The 16,167-nt window shown below is 40.5% G+C and carries 14 protein-coding genes and 1 tRNA gene; 13 read left to right on the top strand and 2 right to left on the bottom strand.

All coding sequences use genetic code 11. The annotated features are described in order from the left end of the window. The first annotated feature begins 115 nt into the window (after positions 1-115). The 13 genes from GJJ30_RS18905 (at position 116) to GJJ30_RS18845 (ending at position 15,310) form a co-directional block, all read left to right on the top strand. A complete protein-coding gene (locus GJJ30_RS18905) occupies positions 116-1,444 on the top strand; it encodes a vanadium-dependent haloperoxidase (RefSeq protein ID WP_154176748.1) in 1,329 nt (442 codons plus the stop codon). 392 nt (positions 1,445-1,836) lie between these two features. Continuing rightward, positions 1,837-3,183, top strand: a complete 1,347-nt coding sequence (locus tag GJJ30_RS18900) for a site-specific integrase (protein WP_154176747.1) — start codon at positions 1,837-1,839, stop codon at positions 3,181-3,183. 12 nt (positions 3,184-3,195) lie between these two features. Then, complete coding sequence (locus GJJ30_RS18895) at positions 3,196-5,316, top strand: hypothetical protein (RefSeq protein ID WP_154176746.1); 2,121 nt, start codon at positions 3,196-3,198, stop codon at positions 5,314-5,316. An 81-nt stretch (positions 5,317-5,397) separates the two neighbouring features. Then, the gene (locus GJJ30_RS18890) at positions 5,398-5,694 is read left to right on the top strand and encodes a helix-turn-helix domain-containing protein (protein ID WP_154176745.1); all 297 of its coding nucleotides are present in this window, start codon (positions 5,398-5,400) and stop codon (positions 5,692-5,694) included. Beyond that, positions 5,691-6,122 (top strand): VRR-NUC domain-containing protein, encoded by a 432-nt coding sequence (locus GJJ30_RS18885; RefSeq protein WP_154176744.1) that lies wholly within the window; start codon positions 5,691-5,693, stop codon positions 6,120-6,122. The genes GJJ30_RS18890 and GJJ30_RS18885 overlap by 4 nt, the downstream gene beginning before the upstream one ends. Positions 6,123-6,186: 64 nt before the next feature. Further along, a complete protein-coding gene (locus tag GJJ30_RS18880; protein WP_154176743.1) occupies positions 6,187-7,407 on the top strand; it encodes an AAA family ATPase in 1,221 nt (406 codons plus the stop codon). A 103-nt stretch (positions 7,408-7,510) separates the two neighbouring features. Next, on the top strand, positions 7,511-8,425 hold the full coding sequence (locus GJJ30_RS18875) for a BT4734/BF3469 family protein (RefSeq protein ID WP_154176742.1): 915 nt from the start codon (positions 7,511-7,513) through the stop codon (positions 8,423-8,425). 259 nt (positions 8,426-8,684) lie between these two features. Next, complete coding sequence (locus tag GJJ30_RS18870; protein ID WP_154176741.1) at positions 8,685-10,997, top strand: N-6 DNA methylase; 2,313 nt, start codon at positions 8,685-8,687, stop codon at positions 10,995-10,997. Positions 10,998-11,449: 452 nt separating this feature from the next. Then, positions 11,450-11,734, top strand: coding sequence for a hypothetical protein (locus tag GJJ30_RS18865; RefSeq protein WP_154176740.1), 285 nt, complete (start codon positions 11,450-11,452; stop codon positions 11,732-11,734). Positions 11,735-11,736: 2 nt separating this feature from the next. Beyond that, the gene (locus tag GJJ30_RS18860) at positions 11,737-12,009 is read left to right on the top strand and encodes a hypothetical protein (protein ID WP_154176739.1); all 273 of its coding nucleotides are present in this window, start codon (positions 11,737-11,739) and stop codon (positions 12,007-12,009) included. A gap of 244 nt (positions 12,010-12,253) precedes the next feature. Next, positions 12,254-12,757, top strand: a complete 504-nt coding sequence (locus tag GJJ30_RS18855; RefSeq protein WP_154176738.1) for a hypothetical protein — start codon at positions 12,254-12,256, stop codon at positions 12,755-12,757. Between the two features lie 267 nt (positions 12,758-13,024). Next, the gene (locus GJJ30_RS18850) at positions 13,025-13,285 is read left to right on the top strand and encodes a hypothetical protein (RefSeq protein ID WP_154176737.1); all 261 of its coding nucleotides are present in this window, start codon (positions 13,025-13,027) and stop codon (positions 13,283-13,285) included. A 168-nt stretch (positions 13,286-13,453) separates the two neighbouring features. Further along, the gene (locus tag GJJ30_RS18845) at positions 13,454-15,310 is read left to right on the top strand and encodes a DUF262 domain-containing protein (RefSeq protein WP_154176736.1); all 1,857 of its coding nucleotides are present in this window, start codon (positions 13,454-13,456) and stop codon (positions 15,308-15,310) included. A 94-nt stretch (positions 15,311-15,404) separates the two neighbouring features. On the opposite strand, the gene GJJ30_RS18840 is transcribed toward GJJ30_RS18845, so the two are convergent. Both GJJ30_RS18840 and GJJ30_RS18835 read right to left on the bottom strand, forming a co-directional pair. Further along, the gene (locus tag GJJ30_RS18840; RefSeq protein WP_154176735.1) at positions 15,405-15,623 is read right to left on the bottom strand and encodes a hypothetical protein; all 219 of its coding nucleotides are present in this window, start codon (positions 15,621-15,623) and stop codon (positions 15,405-15,407) included. A gap of 304 nt (positions 15,624-15,927) precedes the next feature. After that, positions 15,928-16,000 (bottom strand) — tRNA-Gly (locus GJJ30_RS18835). Positions 16,001-16,167 lie beyond the last annotated feature (167 nt).

Raw genomic sequence — 16,167 nt, 5'->3', positions numbered from 1 at the left:
TAGTGATAAGCGTCCTGGCGGTTGTCTATACAGATGATCGTCAGGGTCTTAACTTATGCCTGCAATTCATGTTTAAAAGCATTCTGGTCTTTTTTAACGTTAATTTGCTCGTTTAATGAAATCACTACGTAGCCTTTCATGCGTCTTTCTGGTGGCTTTAGGCGTCTTAGCCAGTAGCCCTTTGGCCGTCTCTTACCCGAAAACTCGCCGGGTGCCCAGTCCCGATGCCGCCACGTACCCCGCTGATGTGGTTACCGATTGGTTGGCGCTCCAGCTAAGAATCACGCAGACCACTCCGGCTGCTCCTCCGGTTGCTATTCGGCGGTTGGCTTATACGGGCGTGGCGCTTTATGAAGCCCTTGTGCCGGGCATGGCAGGTTATCAGTCCATTGCCCCTCAACTGAACGGTTTACCGGCTTTGCCCGATGTATCGCCGGGGGCCACTTACCACTGGCCCACATGTGCAAATGCAGCTATGGCAACCCTCAACCGCGCCTTTTACCCCATGACATCCCCGGCCAATAAAACCGCTATCGATTCACTGGAAGCGGCCCGGTTTGCCTTATATCAGAAGACCCGTCCCATAGAGGAGTTAAGCCGATCCGCAGAGTTTGGCCGAAAGATAGCGGCTGCGGTGGTGGAGTGGTCCAAAACCGACGGCTATGATAACAACACTCCTTATACGCTGCCCGTGGGCGCGGGTAAGTACGTTCTCACACCACCTAACTTCGCTCCGGCGGCTCTTTGCAACTGGGGGCAATGCCGCCCGATGATTAGCGGAAGTGGTGCCGGCACGGATAAAGCTCCTCCCATTGTCTATTCGGAAGATCCGGCATCCGCTTATTACAAACAAGTCCGCGAAGTGTATGATATATCGCAGCACTTAACCCCTGAACAAAAGGCGATTGCCTTATTTTGGGCCGATGATCCGGACGGTTCCAGCTTTGGGGGTGGGCACTGGATGGCGATTCTGCACCAGTTGCTGACCAGCCGAAAAGCCAAACTGGATGTAGCCGCCCGGGACTTTGCCCAGTTGGGTGTGGCCTGCGGAGAGGCTACGTACTGCATTTTTAAAGGGAAATACAAGTACAACGGTCTGCGTCCGATTACTTACATTCGCACGGTGCTTCACCAACCCACCTGGAACGCGCTGATCGTTACTCCTCCGCACCCGGAGTATCCCTCGGGCCATGCCTTAATCTCGGGAGCGGCTGCCCAAACGCTCACTCAATTGTTTGGTCCCAATTTCGCCTTTACCGATTCATGTTACACATTTCGGGGCTACGGCGTCCGCTCTTACCAATCCTTCGAGCAGGCGGCTCAGGAAGCGGCTGATTCGAGAGTATACGGCGGCATTCATTATCGGCCTAGCTGTAACGCCAGTTTAGTGGACGGCAAGCTAGTCGCCCAAAACGTGGCGCAAAAACTCCATTTTAAGCGGTGAAACCGTTGTTTGTCAGGGATCTGAAAGTAATGGCAACAACGTCAATTAACGCTCTTTAAGAAACTTCAGAAATTACTGATTAGTGGACGCTAGAAACCGGTTACAACAGCCAATTAATCTAAACCTAAAAAAGCACCCAGCTTTTCAGTCAAGTGCTTCAGTTACAGGGAGTACGAAAAGAGCGGGAGACGAGTCTCGAACTCGCGACCTGCAGCTTGGGAAGCTGTATGATATTTATTAATTTTGGTTGTTATTATTTGTTAAATATGCTGTAATGCAGCAGTTTATGTAAATATTGCTTATAGTCGTTTATCGTGGGTACAACATTATTTATTATATTTGTTGTACCTAATGTTGTACCTAAAAAGCGAGTACAACAGCAGATAAACAATATGGCACGAACCACAGCGCACAAGGAAGGTAAAGCAACTGTAAAGGTAATTTACCGTACTACCAAAACCCTTAAAGACGGTTCTCATCCGTTTTGGCTGAGAATTACCAAAGACCGGAAAAGTACCTACATCGCTACTGGCTTAACACTGCATCCAAAAAACTGGAACGAGAAGTATTCAAATTATAAAGAAGCCATTCGGAAAAATCTCCCAGATGGTTATCGAGATAAACTTATTGATAAGCTTGTCGAATGGGAGACCAAATACACTAAAGCCGCTAATGATCTAGCCGAATCGGACGAACAACATAATACCCGAACTGTTGCCAGCAAAGCTATTGAGGGACGGAAAAAGGCGCGAAGTTTGTCACTGTTGAAGTACATGGATGAACTGATCGTTTCATTCACTATGGCCAGGCAATTAGGGAACGCGCGGGTTTACCGAAACGTCCGAAATCAGCTATCTACTTTTCTTCAAAATGAAGACGTTCCCTTTAGTCAGGTAACTGTAAAGTTGTGCAAAGATTTCGAACAGTGGCAGCGTAGCAGAGGGAATAGTGATACTTATATTTCCGTTTTATTCCGAACGTTAAGAGCTGTTATCAATAAAGCCATTGCAGAAGGGGTAGCAAAACCAGAACACTATCCATTTGCTCGAAACGTTGCTGAAAAATATAAGTTTAGTGTTGGTCAGTTTGATACATCCACAGAGAAACGAGCCATTTCGCGCGATGAAATACGCCGTATTGAAGCTTTTGAACCAATGGCGCGCCATACTGGTAAATGGGCTACTATCAAAAACGCGGCAGAAATAGAGCGATTGCGCCGGGCAAAGCACGTATTTCTATTTTCCTTCTATTGTGGTGGAATCAACTTTGTTGATTTGGCCCAACTCCGTTGGTCAAATTTCGATAGTGATGAAAAAGGATGTACAAGGCTTCGGTATATCAGACAAAAAACCGGCGGTAAGTTTAACATTCGGTTAGTGGCCCCTGCACTAGAAATTCTCAATCATTATCGCCTATCGACACCTGCACCTAAAGAGTACGTTTTTGACATTCTTCAAGCCTCCACTCACAAAACCCCTGCCCAAACCAAAAATAGGCTTGATAAGATTCTAAGCCAGGTAAACGCCGATTTGAAAGCTATTGCCGCTTCTGTAGGTATTGAAACACCTCTTACTACCTACGTTGCTCGTCACTCTTTCGCAACAAGCCTTAAAAACTCAGGAACACACACCGCCGTAATCAGTCAGGCAATGGGACACAAGACCGAAGCGGTTACCGCTATTTATTTGGATTCGTTTGCATCAGAAATTGTAGATTCGGCCTATGATGCTTTGTTATAATATGAGCTTCCTATGGAAAAACAGACGAATGTTGAAAAACTTAAGATAGAGTTTGAACAGATAAAGAATTATGAAGATCGGATAACTTTCTGTCTTGAAAATTTTCATCCTGGCCCCTGTGAGAATACAGCCCCAGGCGTATGTACATACCTTTTCCAAAATATAGAAAATGAAGATGTAAAGAACTGCGCAGTATCTTCTTTGCCTTTTCATCCTTCGGGCTTAACTGACTGGCCTTTATTTATTTCGACTATGCCGCAGACTCCTGAAGAATGGCAGTTGAATAATCAGCTTTTTTATGAATATGTAGAAAAGACTTGGTTTACAGAAAAGAAGGCAGAAGCTGCTAACAAAGCATATACACATCGGAAAGCACAGTTCTGCAAACGGATTGCAAACACCATTGATCATGATGAAATTCTAAAAGAAGAAATAGAAAATGTCATTAACCAGTACGAGCAACCTGGTATAGTTTTAGATGAAATGTTCATTCATTTCAATCTGCAGATAAAGACATTTCGTGAACGCAGACGTGGCATAGTGCTCATGTTCCCCAAGGAGCAGGATAAATGGTTCAGTAGCTTTGGGAGTTTAATGAAAATCATTGAAGCAGACCAAGCTTATAGATATTATACATATTTAAGAAAGTTGCAACAAACTCATAACTGGGTTCAAACATTACGAGCCAAAGCATACGAAGAAACTAGTTATTGTTTGGACAAGGAATTTATTAAATCTTATGACAGTCAATTTCTAACCGATCAGATTAAAGAAGAGGGGTATTTTCCTATAAACTCTTTTGGAAACCATGTAAGGGTCTATCTTGGACCGTTGGCCGCTTTCTTAATATCAGAGAATGCAAAAGTTAAGAATTCAGAAACGCAAGCTATCGAGACTGTCAATGGAACGCAGTTCATAGAATGCTATGTAACAGGATTTAAGAAAGGTGCCGAGTATTTTGACAGTAGGTACCGGGTGCCACCAAGCATACTATTTGGTCCAGAAGCCAAAGAATTTGGAGACGGTTTACATTTCCAGTATTATCATTCTAAAAAAAGGCTAGGAGGTTGGAACTACTGGAGGAAATGGACTCCACGAATAATAAATTATGAGAGCGTAAACCAATACGGCTATTATGCCGGGATAATCAGCCGTTTTGAAGATATGGCATGTGAGTACCCGGATTATTTCAAAAAATACGTCTTTCCTTCCTGCAAACCGAGTAAAGATGAGACAGAGGAAGAGAATGAGAAAATTGGTGGAAAAGTCGTTGCTGAAATTGTAGTACCTGGCTTTGATGATCCTGCAAAGATGCAAAGGGGTATAACATCACTGGTTCATCAATTTAATATCCATAAGGGCCAACCAATCCCATATCTTCATCCTTTCCTTTGGCACACAAAATTTAGGCACCCAAATTCATCAGAATATACTTTAGAAGTAAATAATGATGAAATAATTACTGATGATGCTGGTAATGTCACTGAGAGAAGGAAAGTGCCGATGACCGATAAAGATATAGACGAAGCCTTTATTACCTTTATTACTTCATGCCATACTAACCAAATTGTGCCTTTTCTTACGTTCCAATTTGAGAAGTATTACAATAAATTAAAAGCTAAAGAATCAGCACAACCATTTTTTGATCATGTTATAAAATTGGCAGACCTTGCTATAAATCGAGGAATATTATATAAAACAGAAATGGATGCTTTTAGTAGATGGATAACTAACAATCCACATTATAACCACAATCCAATAAATTCAAGTGCCGAAAATAAGACTATATCAACTATTGCTGCAAATCAGTATAGCTCATTCAGTGATTTATTCTTTGACAAACAAGAGATTGGGGTATGTGTTGATGCCTTGCGTAAGATCGGCCAACCCGTAATTGGGGCTGGAGTACATTGGATCGGCAGAAAAGGGAGTAAGTCAATCCTTGTAGCCTGGATTGATAGGCTTGAATACTGCAATAAGATTCGGATTGTTTCAGATCGTCGCCAACTAGTTCCGCTCCTTAATGCCTACTTCCCAAATCTTAACTTTGGAGCTGAAGGGCGTCAATTTGGAGAGAAGAATGCCATTTATGACCGCTTTAGGATAGAATTTGCTTCTCTGATATTGCCGTAATTGCATCTACGCGCTAACGGCAATTACGGCAATATTTACCTTTCCAACTTGCTGCCATGTTTTACCAAATAACATTAGGACATGGCAGAAGAAATGATTTTGACCACACCGGCTCAACTCAAAACACTTTTGGTCGAAGCGGTTAGTATTGCACTGAAATACCACCAACCGACTGACAATGTTATAACCGACCAAATCGGTGGAATCGAGGTAGCTGAACAAATTACCCGCCTAAGTAAAGCCCGAATCTATACACTGGTTTCGGAAAGGGCTATTCCTCACAAGAAACGCGGAAACCGGCTTTATTTTAACCGCACTGAGTTAATCGCCTGGGTTGAGCAGGGAAACCGAAAGGAGAGAGGAGGGCCGGAAATATGACCGCCCTTCAAAACCTTAACGCCTTAGCCGACCAGCGTAAGGCTACTAAACACCCCAGCTTTCCGGCTAAATACACACCACTTAGCAAATACAATGACCGCGACGCCAACGGCTTGACGCGGTGCATTGTGGACTACCTCAACTTATCTGGATATTTCAGCACCCGCCTTGCCAGTACGGGAACCTACCGCACCGACCTGCAAAGGTTTGTCAGTTCCCAACAAAAGGCCGGATTACCGGATGTGTTCGGGGTAGTCGAGGGCCACGCTGTTTTTGTCGAAGTCAAAGTTGGAAAAGACCGGTTGTCTGATGTACAAAAACAGACCATTACTCAGCTTAAGCAAGCCGGAGCGTGGGTATATGTGGCTGATAACTTTCAGGGGTTTTACGACTGGTTCAAAGCCGAATTTCTAACCTCGCCTTTTTGAGTCCCTCCACTAACCAACAGGGTCGATACCTGCCAGCATCGACCCTGTTCAATCTCTTTCTGAAATGACTACAGAACAGAATAAAGATACAAAAGAGCCGCCGATTTTCAACATGACTGATGAGGAGTTGGCCGCAACCGCTGATTATACATTTACCGCAGAGGAACCAGAACAGTCACAACCTGAAGAAAAAGACCTGCTTTTACAACGGTTGTTGGATAAAGAATATGCTTTGGGAGTAGCTGCAACCAAACCCGTTGTATTCAGCACACCTTTGATTAGCCGGAATGAAATCGGTATTATTGGGCGTAGCACGGTCAATATCATTCAGGGGGCTTTTGGGTCTCACAAATCCCGATTGGCCGAATTGCTGGCGGCTTTGATGTTAACCACGAATGAGACAAAAGACCCGCAATTTCTGGACTTTCAACGGGCTGCACTGGAACGCTTTTGTGTGTGCTATATTGATACTGAGCGCAACCAAAAAGAGGAACTGCCTTTTGCGATTCAGGGAATCAAGCAACGGGCTGGCTATCGGTTAGACGAACTACCGCAACAATTCCGCTTTACTTCCATAAAAGGGGAAAACCGGTCATTGCGGTTCAAAGCGATTGAAACGTTTATACATCACGTTCGAGAGCCTACTACCCTGCATTTGTTTTGCCTGATTGATGTTGTAACCGATGCTGTTGGCGACTTTAACGACCCCAAAGAATCCATGAGGCTATTTGATTTTTTAGGTAACCTCTGCGATAATTACGACGCTACGTTTCTACTGATTATTCACCAGAACCCTGGCACTGAAAAAGCTAGGGGACATACCGGCACAGAAGCGGCTAATAAAGCCAGTACCGCCCTACAAATCGGCTTTGAGAAAGATGCCAGCGGCAACGATACGGATCTCATCCGGGTGCGTTATCTGAAGTTACGCAGAGGCAAGAGGCCCGAACCCCTCTACCTGCAATACAGTGAGGAACAGAAGGGTTTAATCCTGGCTGATGCCAGCCAGATAGCCGCTCACATTAACCACCGCAAACACAAGGCCGATACCGAGGACATAGCCGACCGGCTTATCAGTTTACTGTCCGAAGGACCACTACCCAAAAACGAAGTTTGGACAACCCTGGAAACAGAATTTAAGGCCAAAAACGCAACCATCCGCGACCGGTTGAAAACGATCATGACCGAACAGCCCCCCATGTTTGATGATGAAGGCCGCGCCGTCTGTCTAACCGATTACAAAGAAAGTCGGAATCAATTTTTCAAACTGACTCCGCTATCATAATCCATACTGCCAACTGCCAAACCCCCTATATGGCCTTTAGCAGTTGGCAGTATTATTCTATCCTGCCAAAATCAATTTAGCACCCATTTCAGCAGTTAGCAGTATGGAACCGAACTCGATACTTCCCAATCTCTTGGACGTGCCGATTAGCTTTTTTGAGTACGATCAACAGCGCAATCACTTTGCCAACACACCATCACAGCAAACAACCTTACGGCGGATTGTCAGCACCCGGTTTTACCGCCATACTATTGAAGCCATACGCTCAGAAACCGACCTTGCAAGGCAGGAACAATCAAAGAAACAGCTACCCGCTATTACACCCGTAGCCCTGCTTTACCACCGCCGACGTGATACGACATTTGCCCAAAAAATTAAACAGCAATGGCCGATGCTGATGGGGGATATTGACCGGAAAGATAACCCCGGTGTTGATATGGCCGAACTGAAAATACACCTGGCTCGATTACCTTATGTATTACTTTGTGCCTACTCCGTGCGGGGCGGACTCTGGTTTGTGGTGCGTTTGCCGGAAGACCAAACCCCCGAAAAATTAGCTGCTCACTTTCGGTATTTGCAAAGGGTGTTCCGGGAGCGGTTTGGAATTGTACTCGATGCTACTAAAGGAGGCAACCCGACCGATTTACGGTTTGTCAGTTACGACGCCGATCCGTACACAAATGAAAACGCTACGGTGATGAAAGGGATTTACACCCCTGTCTCAAAAACGACATTCCGAACGTTCCCGGATCGGTCAATGAAACCGATTGATCAAAATGAGTTATTAGCCCGTTTGGTCCGTAACCCACAAAATGCCACTGAAGGCCAACGGCACGAAACGCTATTGAAAGCCGCCATTCTTGCGGGCGGCTATGTGGCAGTGGGTATGATCGATGAGCAAAACGCTATATATGCGTTGGAAATTGTAGCGAGTGAGTGGCCGAACTTTAGTAAATCACAAGAAACCATTCGTGACGGAATTCGCTTTGGTTTGGCAAGACCTATTCACTATACTTAGCCCTTTTGTCCTTAATTATTGCATTATTGAATAAAATTGGGAAATAGTTCAGTCCATTTAGGTATCGTGAGTGAATTGTGATGAATTCCTTCCCGAGAGAACATGGGTAACTTCGCAGGCCTTTTGCACTTTTATATTAAAGATTTAGGTGAAGGCTTATCTTGCACCTTAACTAATAGAGGCAAGCCCCCATTCTGGGGCCCTGTGTAATCAAAAATGATAATTTTTAATAATTGTTTCAGTAAAACACAATCCAATAATGGCTAAAGGAAAAAGAGCAGAAAGCAGAACACGATATATTGCAAGATTACTGAGCAGTAGGAGAGGATGGAACATTGCTCATTTATCAAAGGGAGGAGATTTTCTAGAAGAGCAAGAAATCACAGGCCATTTTCCAGATATAGGACTTGGTCAAGACCGCCCAGACTTTTTGGTATGTTTGGGTGGGGAGCCAAAGATCGTTATTGAGGCCAAAAATGAAATTAGAAGAGCTAACCAAGCTATTGAGGAGGCAATAGAGTATGCAGAACAGATAAATGCAACTGGTAAATATTCTATAAAAATCGCTGTTGGGATAGCTGGAGAGGAAGACAACGGCTTTCTAATTATAGTCAAGTACAAAAAGAACTCTAGATGGGATTACTTAAAATCTGGAGGTTATCAACTAACTTCCATTCCATCAAGAAGAGAAGTTGAGTTAGCACTAGAGGCAGATGATTCAACTACAAATGTAACTGTTCCAAGTAGCGCAGAATTTATTGATGCAGCTATTGAGCTATCTGTTATATTAAGACATGCTAAGATAGAGGCTCCATTGAGACCCAAAGTTATTGGAGCAATTGTTACTGCACTTTACCAAGGAGAGATAGATGTTACCACTGGAAATGAGCTTGAGTCTATAAATAACCTAGTCCATGATGCTATAACTGAAAGCGTAGATTTAGGCAATAAGAAGCAGAAGTTAGAGGATGCTTTACATTTGACTGGCAATGACTATGAAAGACTTTCTCCTAAAATTCAAAGAATTATATCAATATTAAAACGCTTGAATGTTCGGTCTGTATTACAAACTGATACAGATTTTTTAGGAATGTTCTATGAAGCTTTCCTTAGGTATGGATATGATAATAATGCCTTGGGTATTGTCTTTACTCCACGGCATATAACACGTTTTTGTGTTGATTTAATAGACGCACGCATTACGGATAGAGTTATTGATATTGCAAGCGGGACAGGAGGTTTTTTAGTAGCAGCTTTTGATAAAATGATGGCAACTGCTAGGGGGCCTAAAGCTATTGAAAAAGTAAAGCAGTCATTGTATGGTTATGATACAAACCCCACTGTTTGGGCTTTGGCCACACTTAATATGTTTTTTAGAGGTGATGGTAAAAGTCATATAGAGAATGCTAATAGTTTAGATGAAGAAAGTAAGGCTAATGTAGCAGGGCAATTTACACGGGCATTCTTAAACCCTCCCTTCTCGCAAGAAGGAGAACCAGAGCGAGATTTTATAGATGCTGCTTTGGATTCGCTTGAGCCAGAGGGCATACTTGCGGTTGTAGTTGCAGCCGGAATATTTGCAGATGAAGATAACGCTATGTGGCGTAATAAATTCATTAGGAGTCATACTCTCCTTGGGGTAATAAGTCTTCCAGAAGACTTATTTTATCCAACAGCGGCTCCTTCATCAATAATGATTGCAAAAGCCCATATACCTCAAGATGAAAATGAAAATGTTTTCATGGGTAGGATATGGAATGATGGATTCAATAAATTAAAAGGGAAGCGGGTTGAAGCTGCAGGGTCGCAGATCCCAGAGTTATTAAGGTGCTTTGATTCATTTAAAAGAAAGCAGCAATTCACATCAGAATTGGTGATTACTATAAAAGGAAGTAGTCTTTTAAATGGTCAAGAATTTAGTCCACAACAATGGCTGCCCCAGCCTGAACTTACTGAAAGAGAAATTGAGTTACATGAACAAAATTTGATATTGTCTTTATTTCAGGCAATATCGAGCATTCCAGAATTAGCTGACGAGGTATTGGAAGATCCGGCAGAAGCTTGGAAAGATTTCCCTGACTTTCCTTTATCTACTACTAGGCGCGTTAGTGACTTTTTCTCAGTTTATAATGGGAAGTCCTCTGGAGAAAAGAATTATACTGAAGGAAACTGTCCATACATCTCTAGTGGTGATACTCAAAATAGTATAATAAGACTTGTTCAGGATGAAGAATCCCAAGTCTTTGCTAATGGAGGGATAACTGTCACTGCATTTGGGCAAGCTTACATTCAGCCTTGGCGTTTCATGGCAAGAGGAAATGGAGGCAGTTCAGTGAGAATACTTGTCCCTAAATTCAATATGTCTTTAAATGAAATGCTTTGGTTTGCGGCTCAAATAAATATACAAAAGTGGCGTTTTTTTTACGCTCGTATGTCGATTAAATCACGCTTAGAAAGGCTTGAAATTTCAAGTCCATCTAAGCGTATTCCAGATGAAGGAATGATAATAGCAGATAGGATAAGTAGTTTTAGAGAGCAGTTATTTATTTTAAGCAAACTTAAAAAAGAATAGATTAGCCTTTAAGTCTTGAATCTTATTCGTAATCATTACGAATAAGCCTAGCTAGCTTTGTGAAATCAATATTACAATGCAGGCATAATTATTAAAGGCATTACTAGTATAGCTCATTTTAAAGTGTTTTAGGATTGTTTTTTGATAGAGTTTTTTCAATTGAAAGAATATAAAACAGGTTATACTAAATAACATTCAATAATGTGAGACATCATAAAGCGGATGTCTCACATTATTGAATGTTAGATGGGGAATTGTTATTATTGGAAATATTGATTACTCTATCAAGCTTTTTCCTTGATTTATATCAGTTAAGTTTTTATTGAATGTCCTAAGTGAATAGATTTTAGTTTTTTTTGTATATTGATTAAACGAAAGATCCATAAGATTTTATGTCTCAATGAATAATCTTTTACCATCTTATTCTAAAGTAGACAAAAAATAGAATATCTATGCCATTTGAGAAAGGACGCGAAAAAACCGGAGGGAGGCAACCTGGCAGCTCAAACCGGACATCCACTGATTTAAAGAGCAAGATTGCTACTTTGATCGACAATCAGTTTGATACGATTCAAGCTGACTTAGAGTCGTTAGAGCCCAAAGACCGCGTGATGGCATACCTGAAATTCATAGAATATGTTCTGCCCAAACAACGCGAACAAAAAATTGACCTGTCTACATTGACTGATGAGCAGATTGACGACCTGCTAGATAAGGCAATGGCTAAATTGAATTAAAAATGAGAGTTGCACAGGTTAGCCGTTCGCAAAAAGTGAAGATTCTGCATGAGTTGATAAATGGCAAGACACTCCTATTACATACCCTTTATGACAACCGGGAGCGCGACCCATCCAAAATGACGGATGAAGAATTGAAGGCCGAACATGAACGAATCAGGCAAAAGGTATTTCGGCAAACGGGAATAATGCCCCCTCCTTTACCTGATTTTGAAGCAATGAGTGATGAGGAATTAAGAGCATATGCCCACAAACGTCAACAATGTCTTTCCTAACACGAACTGAGAAGATTAAGCTGTTATCGAGTGCCTTGCAAGGTACAATGTCCCCGAAACAGATTTCCGACTTTCGAAAAAGCCAGGAGCCTATTTTTCTGACCTTAAATTTAGATGATGAGAAAGACCCCATACTCTACGATCCAAACCAAGCAACATTTCATATTTCTGTCTACAGTGATGGGACCAGCAAAAGCTACGACCGTTACCTGGATGGACGAATAGAATACCGAGAATAGTAACGATGAAACGGGCTGAAAAACTGAAGGCGTTAGAAAGGTTCTTGCAAGGGAGAAACGAAGCTTTGCAGGAAATGTACCGCGAGCAACGGAAAAAAGCAATGCCCTATCTTGAGGTGTACGGATTTGTCAAAATTCCCCAGTGTTCCCCTTTGCTTTTAGACCTTCCGGTTATGCCTACCGAAAGCATTATGGATCGTAAAAAAGACGACTATATTGCCTTGAAAGAATGTCTACGCCGATTTGATGAGGTTGACACCAATAAACAGCCTTATTATTCATTCAGTGCCGTAGGCAGTATTGATATGGAAGATGAACGGTATGAAGCCGTACCCTTAGATTCAATACAAATCCGTTACCGAAACTATTCAAACCGCTATCTGAAAGGCGGTAAGGTAGCGGATTTGCGTCATTACTTTAATCAAAGTGCTGCATCCCTTGATTTTTACCCCTTGATTCTTCTTTCCTTCGAACCGAACCTTTCCCGGTATAATTGGGCTATCCAATAAAAAGAGCAATATGAAAAGAGCCGAAAAAATTACACTCCTTTCAAACTTGATGAGTGGGAAATCCAGTCCACAGGCTCTAAAACAACTCAAAGAAGAAAAGCTCGATGCCTGGTTCATGGTCATTACGGATGGGAGAAGCCCGGAACCAATGGATTTGGTAGAGGTCCGGCCCCGGCACGGAGGAGACGTAAAAACGATACTCTACAAAGATTTTGTGAATGACCCTATTTATTACGGCTGTCGCTGTATTGTCATAGATATCTAGCTATGCAACGACTCGATAAACGCGCCCTATTGCGTAAACTTTTGCGAGGGGATACTAACGGTTTGCAAGCGTTGAAGCAAGATCAGCAACGAATCAGCGGGATTGTAATAGTTGACCGGATGCCGGATGAATGGAGCAATGAACAGGTTCATGCAAGTTATACCCTGAATAATGGAACAAAAGTCGAGAAGAAGTTAGCCTACGCTGAAATTATGGCGAAGGCAAGAAATTCAGTGTTAATGCTGCCTTGCAATCATCGGTAGTAAATTCCAAAAAAATCAAAGATTAAGATCAAAAACTCTATTTATACATTTAAATATAAACCGCATTAAGTGCCAGTTTTTGATTATTTTTTTTTGCTTAATATTTAAATCCTTTCATTTAAGGGAAATTTACAATAAAAATTGTAATTATGCACTTTTATTGTAAAAATGGCAACTTACAGACTAGATACAGGAAAGAAATATATTAAGGAGATTTATGCTTCAGACTGTTTTTACAACATTCCTGAGTACCAAAGGCCTTATGTCTGGGGAGAAGAACAAATTAATGCATTGCTTGAAGATATTACAAGTACAATGGAGCAATCTAAAGATAAGGAGTACTTCTTAGGTTGTATGATTTGGAATACAAAAAAGATTAAAAGCAATGAAGTCGAATATACATGTCAAGATATTTTAGATGGACAACAGCGATTCATTAGTATCTACATTTTGCAAGGAGTTATAAGGGACCTATCTGAAAATTCAGATTTGAAAAGTAAAGTTCGAGAACGGATGAAGCAAAAAGCGGACCCCTTTGAGGGAACGCCAGAAAGAAATAGGATAGAGTTTGAAATACGTAATGATAAAGCTTTTCTAGAATTATGTGTGATTGAAGATAATGGAACAACAGATGAAGTTACTATTAATAAAATAATTAAAGATAAAGATACTGGTACATCATCTAGGAACATGGCCTTAGCGGTTTTATATATGCGTTCCTGGTGGAGGAATAAATTTAGCTCTCTAAAAAGTAACGAAGAAAGGCAGAAATATATTAATAACTTCTATTCGTTTCTGTCTACTAAGGTATTGGCTTTATATTTAGCAACTCCAGATAACTTAGATGATGCTTATAATTTATTCACTGTGTTGAATAGCAGGGGAATTCAACTTCGAGTAAGCGATATCCTAAGAGCCCAAAATCTAAGAGAAATTAATGATGATAGACAAAGGAGAGAATATGCAAAACTTTGGGAAAAATATGAGAATGGAATAGCAAGCCCTTATAAATCATTTGATGATTTTTTATGGTCAATAGTTTATATAAAAATGAAATATTCAAGCGATGATAACCAAAGCTTAAATAAAGCATTTAATTTTATGTATGACAAAAATTATTTGAAGAAAGGTAAAGAAACATTTGATTTAGTTGGTAGATATGTAGAGCACTTTAAATCTGTTACTCAAGAGAGCCTCCAAGAAAATGAATACGGTTTATTTTTCTTAAATTTAAATTATATATTAACTTCTACATTTGGCAATTCATATATAGCTCCTCTAATGCATTACAAAGAATGTTTTGGTGAGTATCGGATTGCGGACTTTATTCTGAAGCTTGACAATTTACTTTCTGTTATTTGGTTAACTAGTTCCCGGAATTCTCAATTCAGGATCTTTACAATGTTAAGGAAGATGGATGATGCTAAAAAAGAGGTGCAAAATCAATATCAAGCTGCAGATTCTTTTTTAAAAGAACCTATTTTCGATTATGGTTACCAAGATGCAAAAGCTTTTACAGCAGTAGATATCAATCTGTTTTACAATATGTTAGATGTAGAAAAGTGGGGAAGTTTTAACGGAACAAGAAGCAATAAAACAAGATATGTGCTACTTAAACTTGATTTGATTGTTAGCAGTCCTTATACTCAACTATCATACAATAAATCATTTTCTTCCATTGAGCATTTAATGCCCCAAAAAATTGATCCTAAATACTGGAGTGTGGATGAAAATGAATATAAAGAGTGGCTACATAGGCTAGGAAATATTGTCCTTATAGATAGAAAAAAGAATTCATCTTTAAGTAATTCAAGTTATGATACAAAAAAAACAAGATACCAAAGTGCTATTGAAAGTAGAGCGAATACTAATAATATTTTTATCCAATACAAATCATGGGATATAGATACTATTAAGAAAAATCATCAACGCTCGCTCCAATTACTTAAAGAGTATTATGAAGGTAATAGTCTTCAAACATTAATATTAATTCGTAAAAAATTGAGTAATAATATCAAATATTAGGAAAAGAACATTGGTAGATCAGAAAATTACATCGCCATAAGAATTTGTTTATTATAAAATAATTAGAAAACCAAATAAACGTTTGTTTACAGCATCACTTAATCAATGAATCGTATTCTTTGATTGCTTCTTCTATTTCTGCCCTAGTATTATTATTAGCTTTCCCTACCGTTTCTACAGTAGTAATCCAATATTCATTACTACATTTTTTTTTGTTATTTGGCTTCTTAACTTTCAGTTTGAGAGCATACATTGCTTTAGAGATAATGCAAGGCGCTAATTGCTTACCTTTATTGTTGTAAATTATGGACATATTTGAATAGCAAAAGCGAATAAATTAAAAAATAAATCTTATGTAAAGGTGTTGGTGAAATCCAAAACTATGCAAATTTTTTACAAAAATATTACCTAATAATATTTGGAGTATAGTTAGGCAAAGCATTAATACGGGATCTGGCATGAAAAATAATGAAAGTTTGTAATCGAAGTAATTTTTTATAATAAAAATATATGCATCTGTATAATGTTGTACCTAACGCTGTACCTAAATTAAATCTTTTAATAAAAAAGCACCCAGTCTTTCAACTAAGTGCTTCATTTACAGATAGTAAAAGACGAGCGGGAAATGGGGTTCGAACCCACGGGCTGCAGCTTGGGAAGCTGCCGCTCTACCAACTGAGCTACTCCCGCGGATAGATTGCAAATGTTTAAAGAAAGAACGGGAAAATCAAGCCCCGGGATCAATGGGAAACCGGTCGGCCGTTGGAAGCAATTTGTACGGAAAAATAAAATTATCCGTGTAAATTGGCTTATTAGGCCCCATCCGACAACGCGTATTTTGTATTGAGCCAAAAACC

This window comes from Larkinella terrae (assembly GCF_009668025.1).
Taxonomy (GTDB): Bacteria; Bacteroidota; Bacteroidia; order Cytophagales; family Spirosomataceae; genus Larkinella; species Larkinella terrae.
This window is presented reverse-complemented; position numbering and strand designations above follow the sequence as displayed.

What these genes read in the sequence shown, in the direction of transcription:
- GJJ30_RS18905 (WP_154176748.1), top strand. Translation starts at nt 116, where the DNA reads ATGAAATCACTACGTAGCCTTTCATGCGTCTTTCTGGTGGCTTTAGGC.
- GJJ30_RS18900 (WP_154176747.1), top strand. Translation starts at nt 1,837, where the DNA reads ATGGCACGAACCACAGCGCACAAGGAAGGTAAAGCAACTGTAAAGGTA.
- GJJ30_RS18895 (WP_154176746.1), top strand. Translation starts at nt 3,196, where the DNA reads ATGGAAAAACAGACGAATGTTGAAAAACTTAAGATAGAGTTTGAACAG.
- GJJ30_RS18890 (WP_154176745.1), top strand. Translation starts at nt 5,398, where the DNA reads ATGGCAGAAGAAATGATTTTGACCACACCGGCTCAACTCAAAACACTT.
- GJJ30_RS18885 (WP_154176744.1), top strand. Translation starts at nt 5,691, where the DNA reads ATGACCGCCCTTCAAAACCTTAACGCCTTAGCCGACCAGCGTAAGGCT.
- GJJ30_RS18880 (WP_154176743.1), top strand. Translation starts at nt 6,187, where the DNA reads ATGACTACAGAACAGAATAAAGATACAAAAGAGCCGCCGATTTTCAAC.
- GJJ30_RS18875 (WP_154176742.1), top strand. Translation starts at nt 7,511, where the DNA reads ATGGAACCGAACTCGATACTTCCCAATCTCTTGGACGTGCCGATTAGC.
- GJJ30_RS18870 (WP_154176741.1), top strand. Translation starts at nt 8,685, where the DNA reads ATGGCTAAAGGAAAAAGAGCAGAAAGCAGAACACGATATATTGCAAGA.
- GJJ30_RS18865 (WP_154176740.1), top strand. Translation starts at nt 11,450, where the DNA reads ATGCCATTTGAGAAAGGACGCGAAAAAACCGGAGGGAGGCAACCTGGC.
- GJJ30_RS18860 (WP_154176739.1), top strand. Translation starts at nt 11,737, where the DNA reads ATGAGAGTTGCACAGGTTAGCCGTTCGCAAAAAGTGAAGATTCTGCAT.
- GJJ30_RS18855 (WP_154176738.1), top strand. Translation starts at nt 12,254, where the DNA reads ATGAAACGGGCTGAAAAACTGAAGGCGTTAGAAAGGTTCTTGCAAGGG.
- GJJ30_RS18850 (WP_154176737.1), top strand. Translation starts at nt 13,025, where the DNA reads ATGCAACGACTCGATAAACGCGCCCTATTGCGTAAACTTTTGCGAGGG.
- GJJ30_RS18845 (WP_154176736.1), top strand. Translation starts at nt 13,454, where the DNA reads ATGGCAACTTACAGACTAGATACAGGAAAGAAATATATTAAGGAGATT.
- GJJ30_RS18840 (WP_154176735.1), bottom strand. Translation starts at nt 15,623, where the DNA reads ATGTCCATAATTTACAACAATAAAGGTAAGCAATTAGCGCCTTGCATT.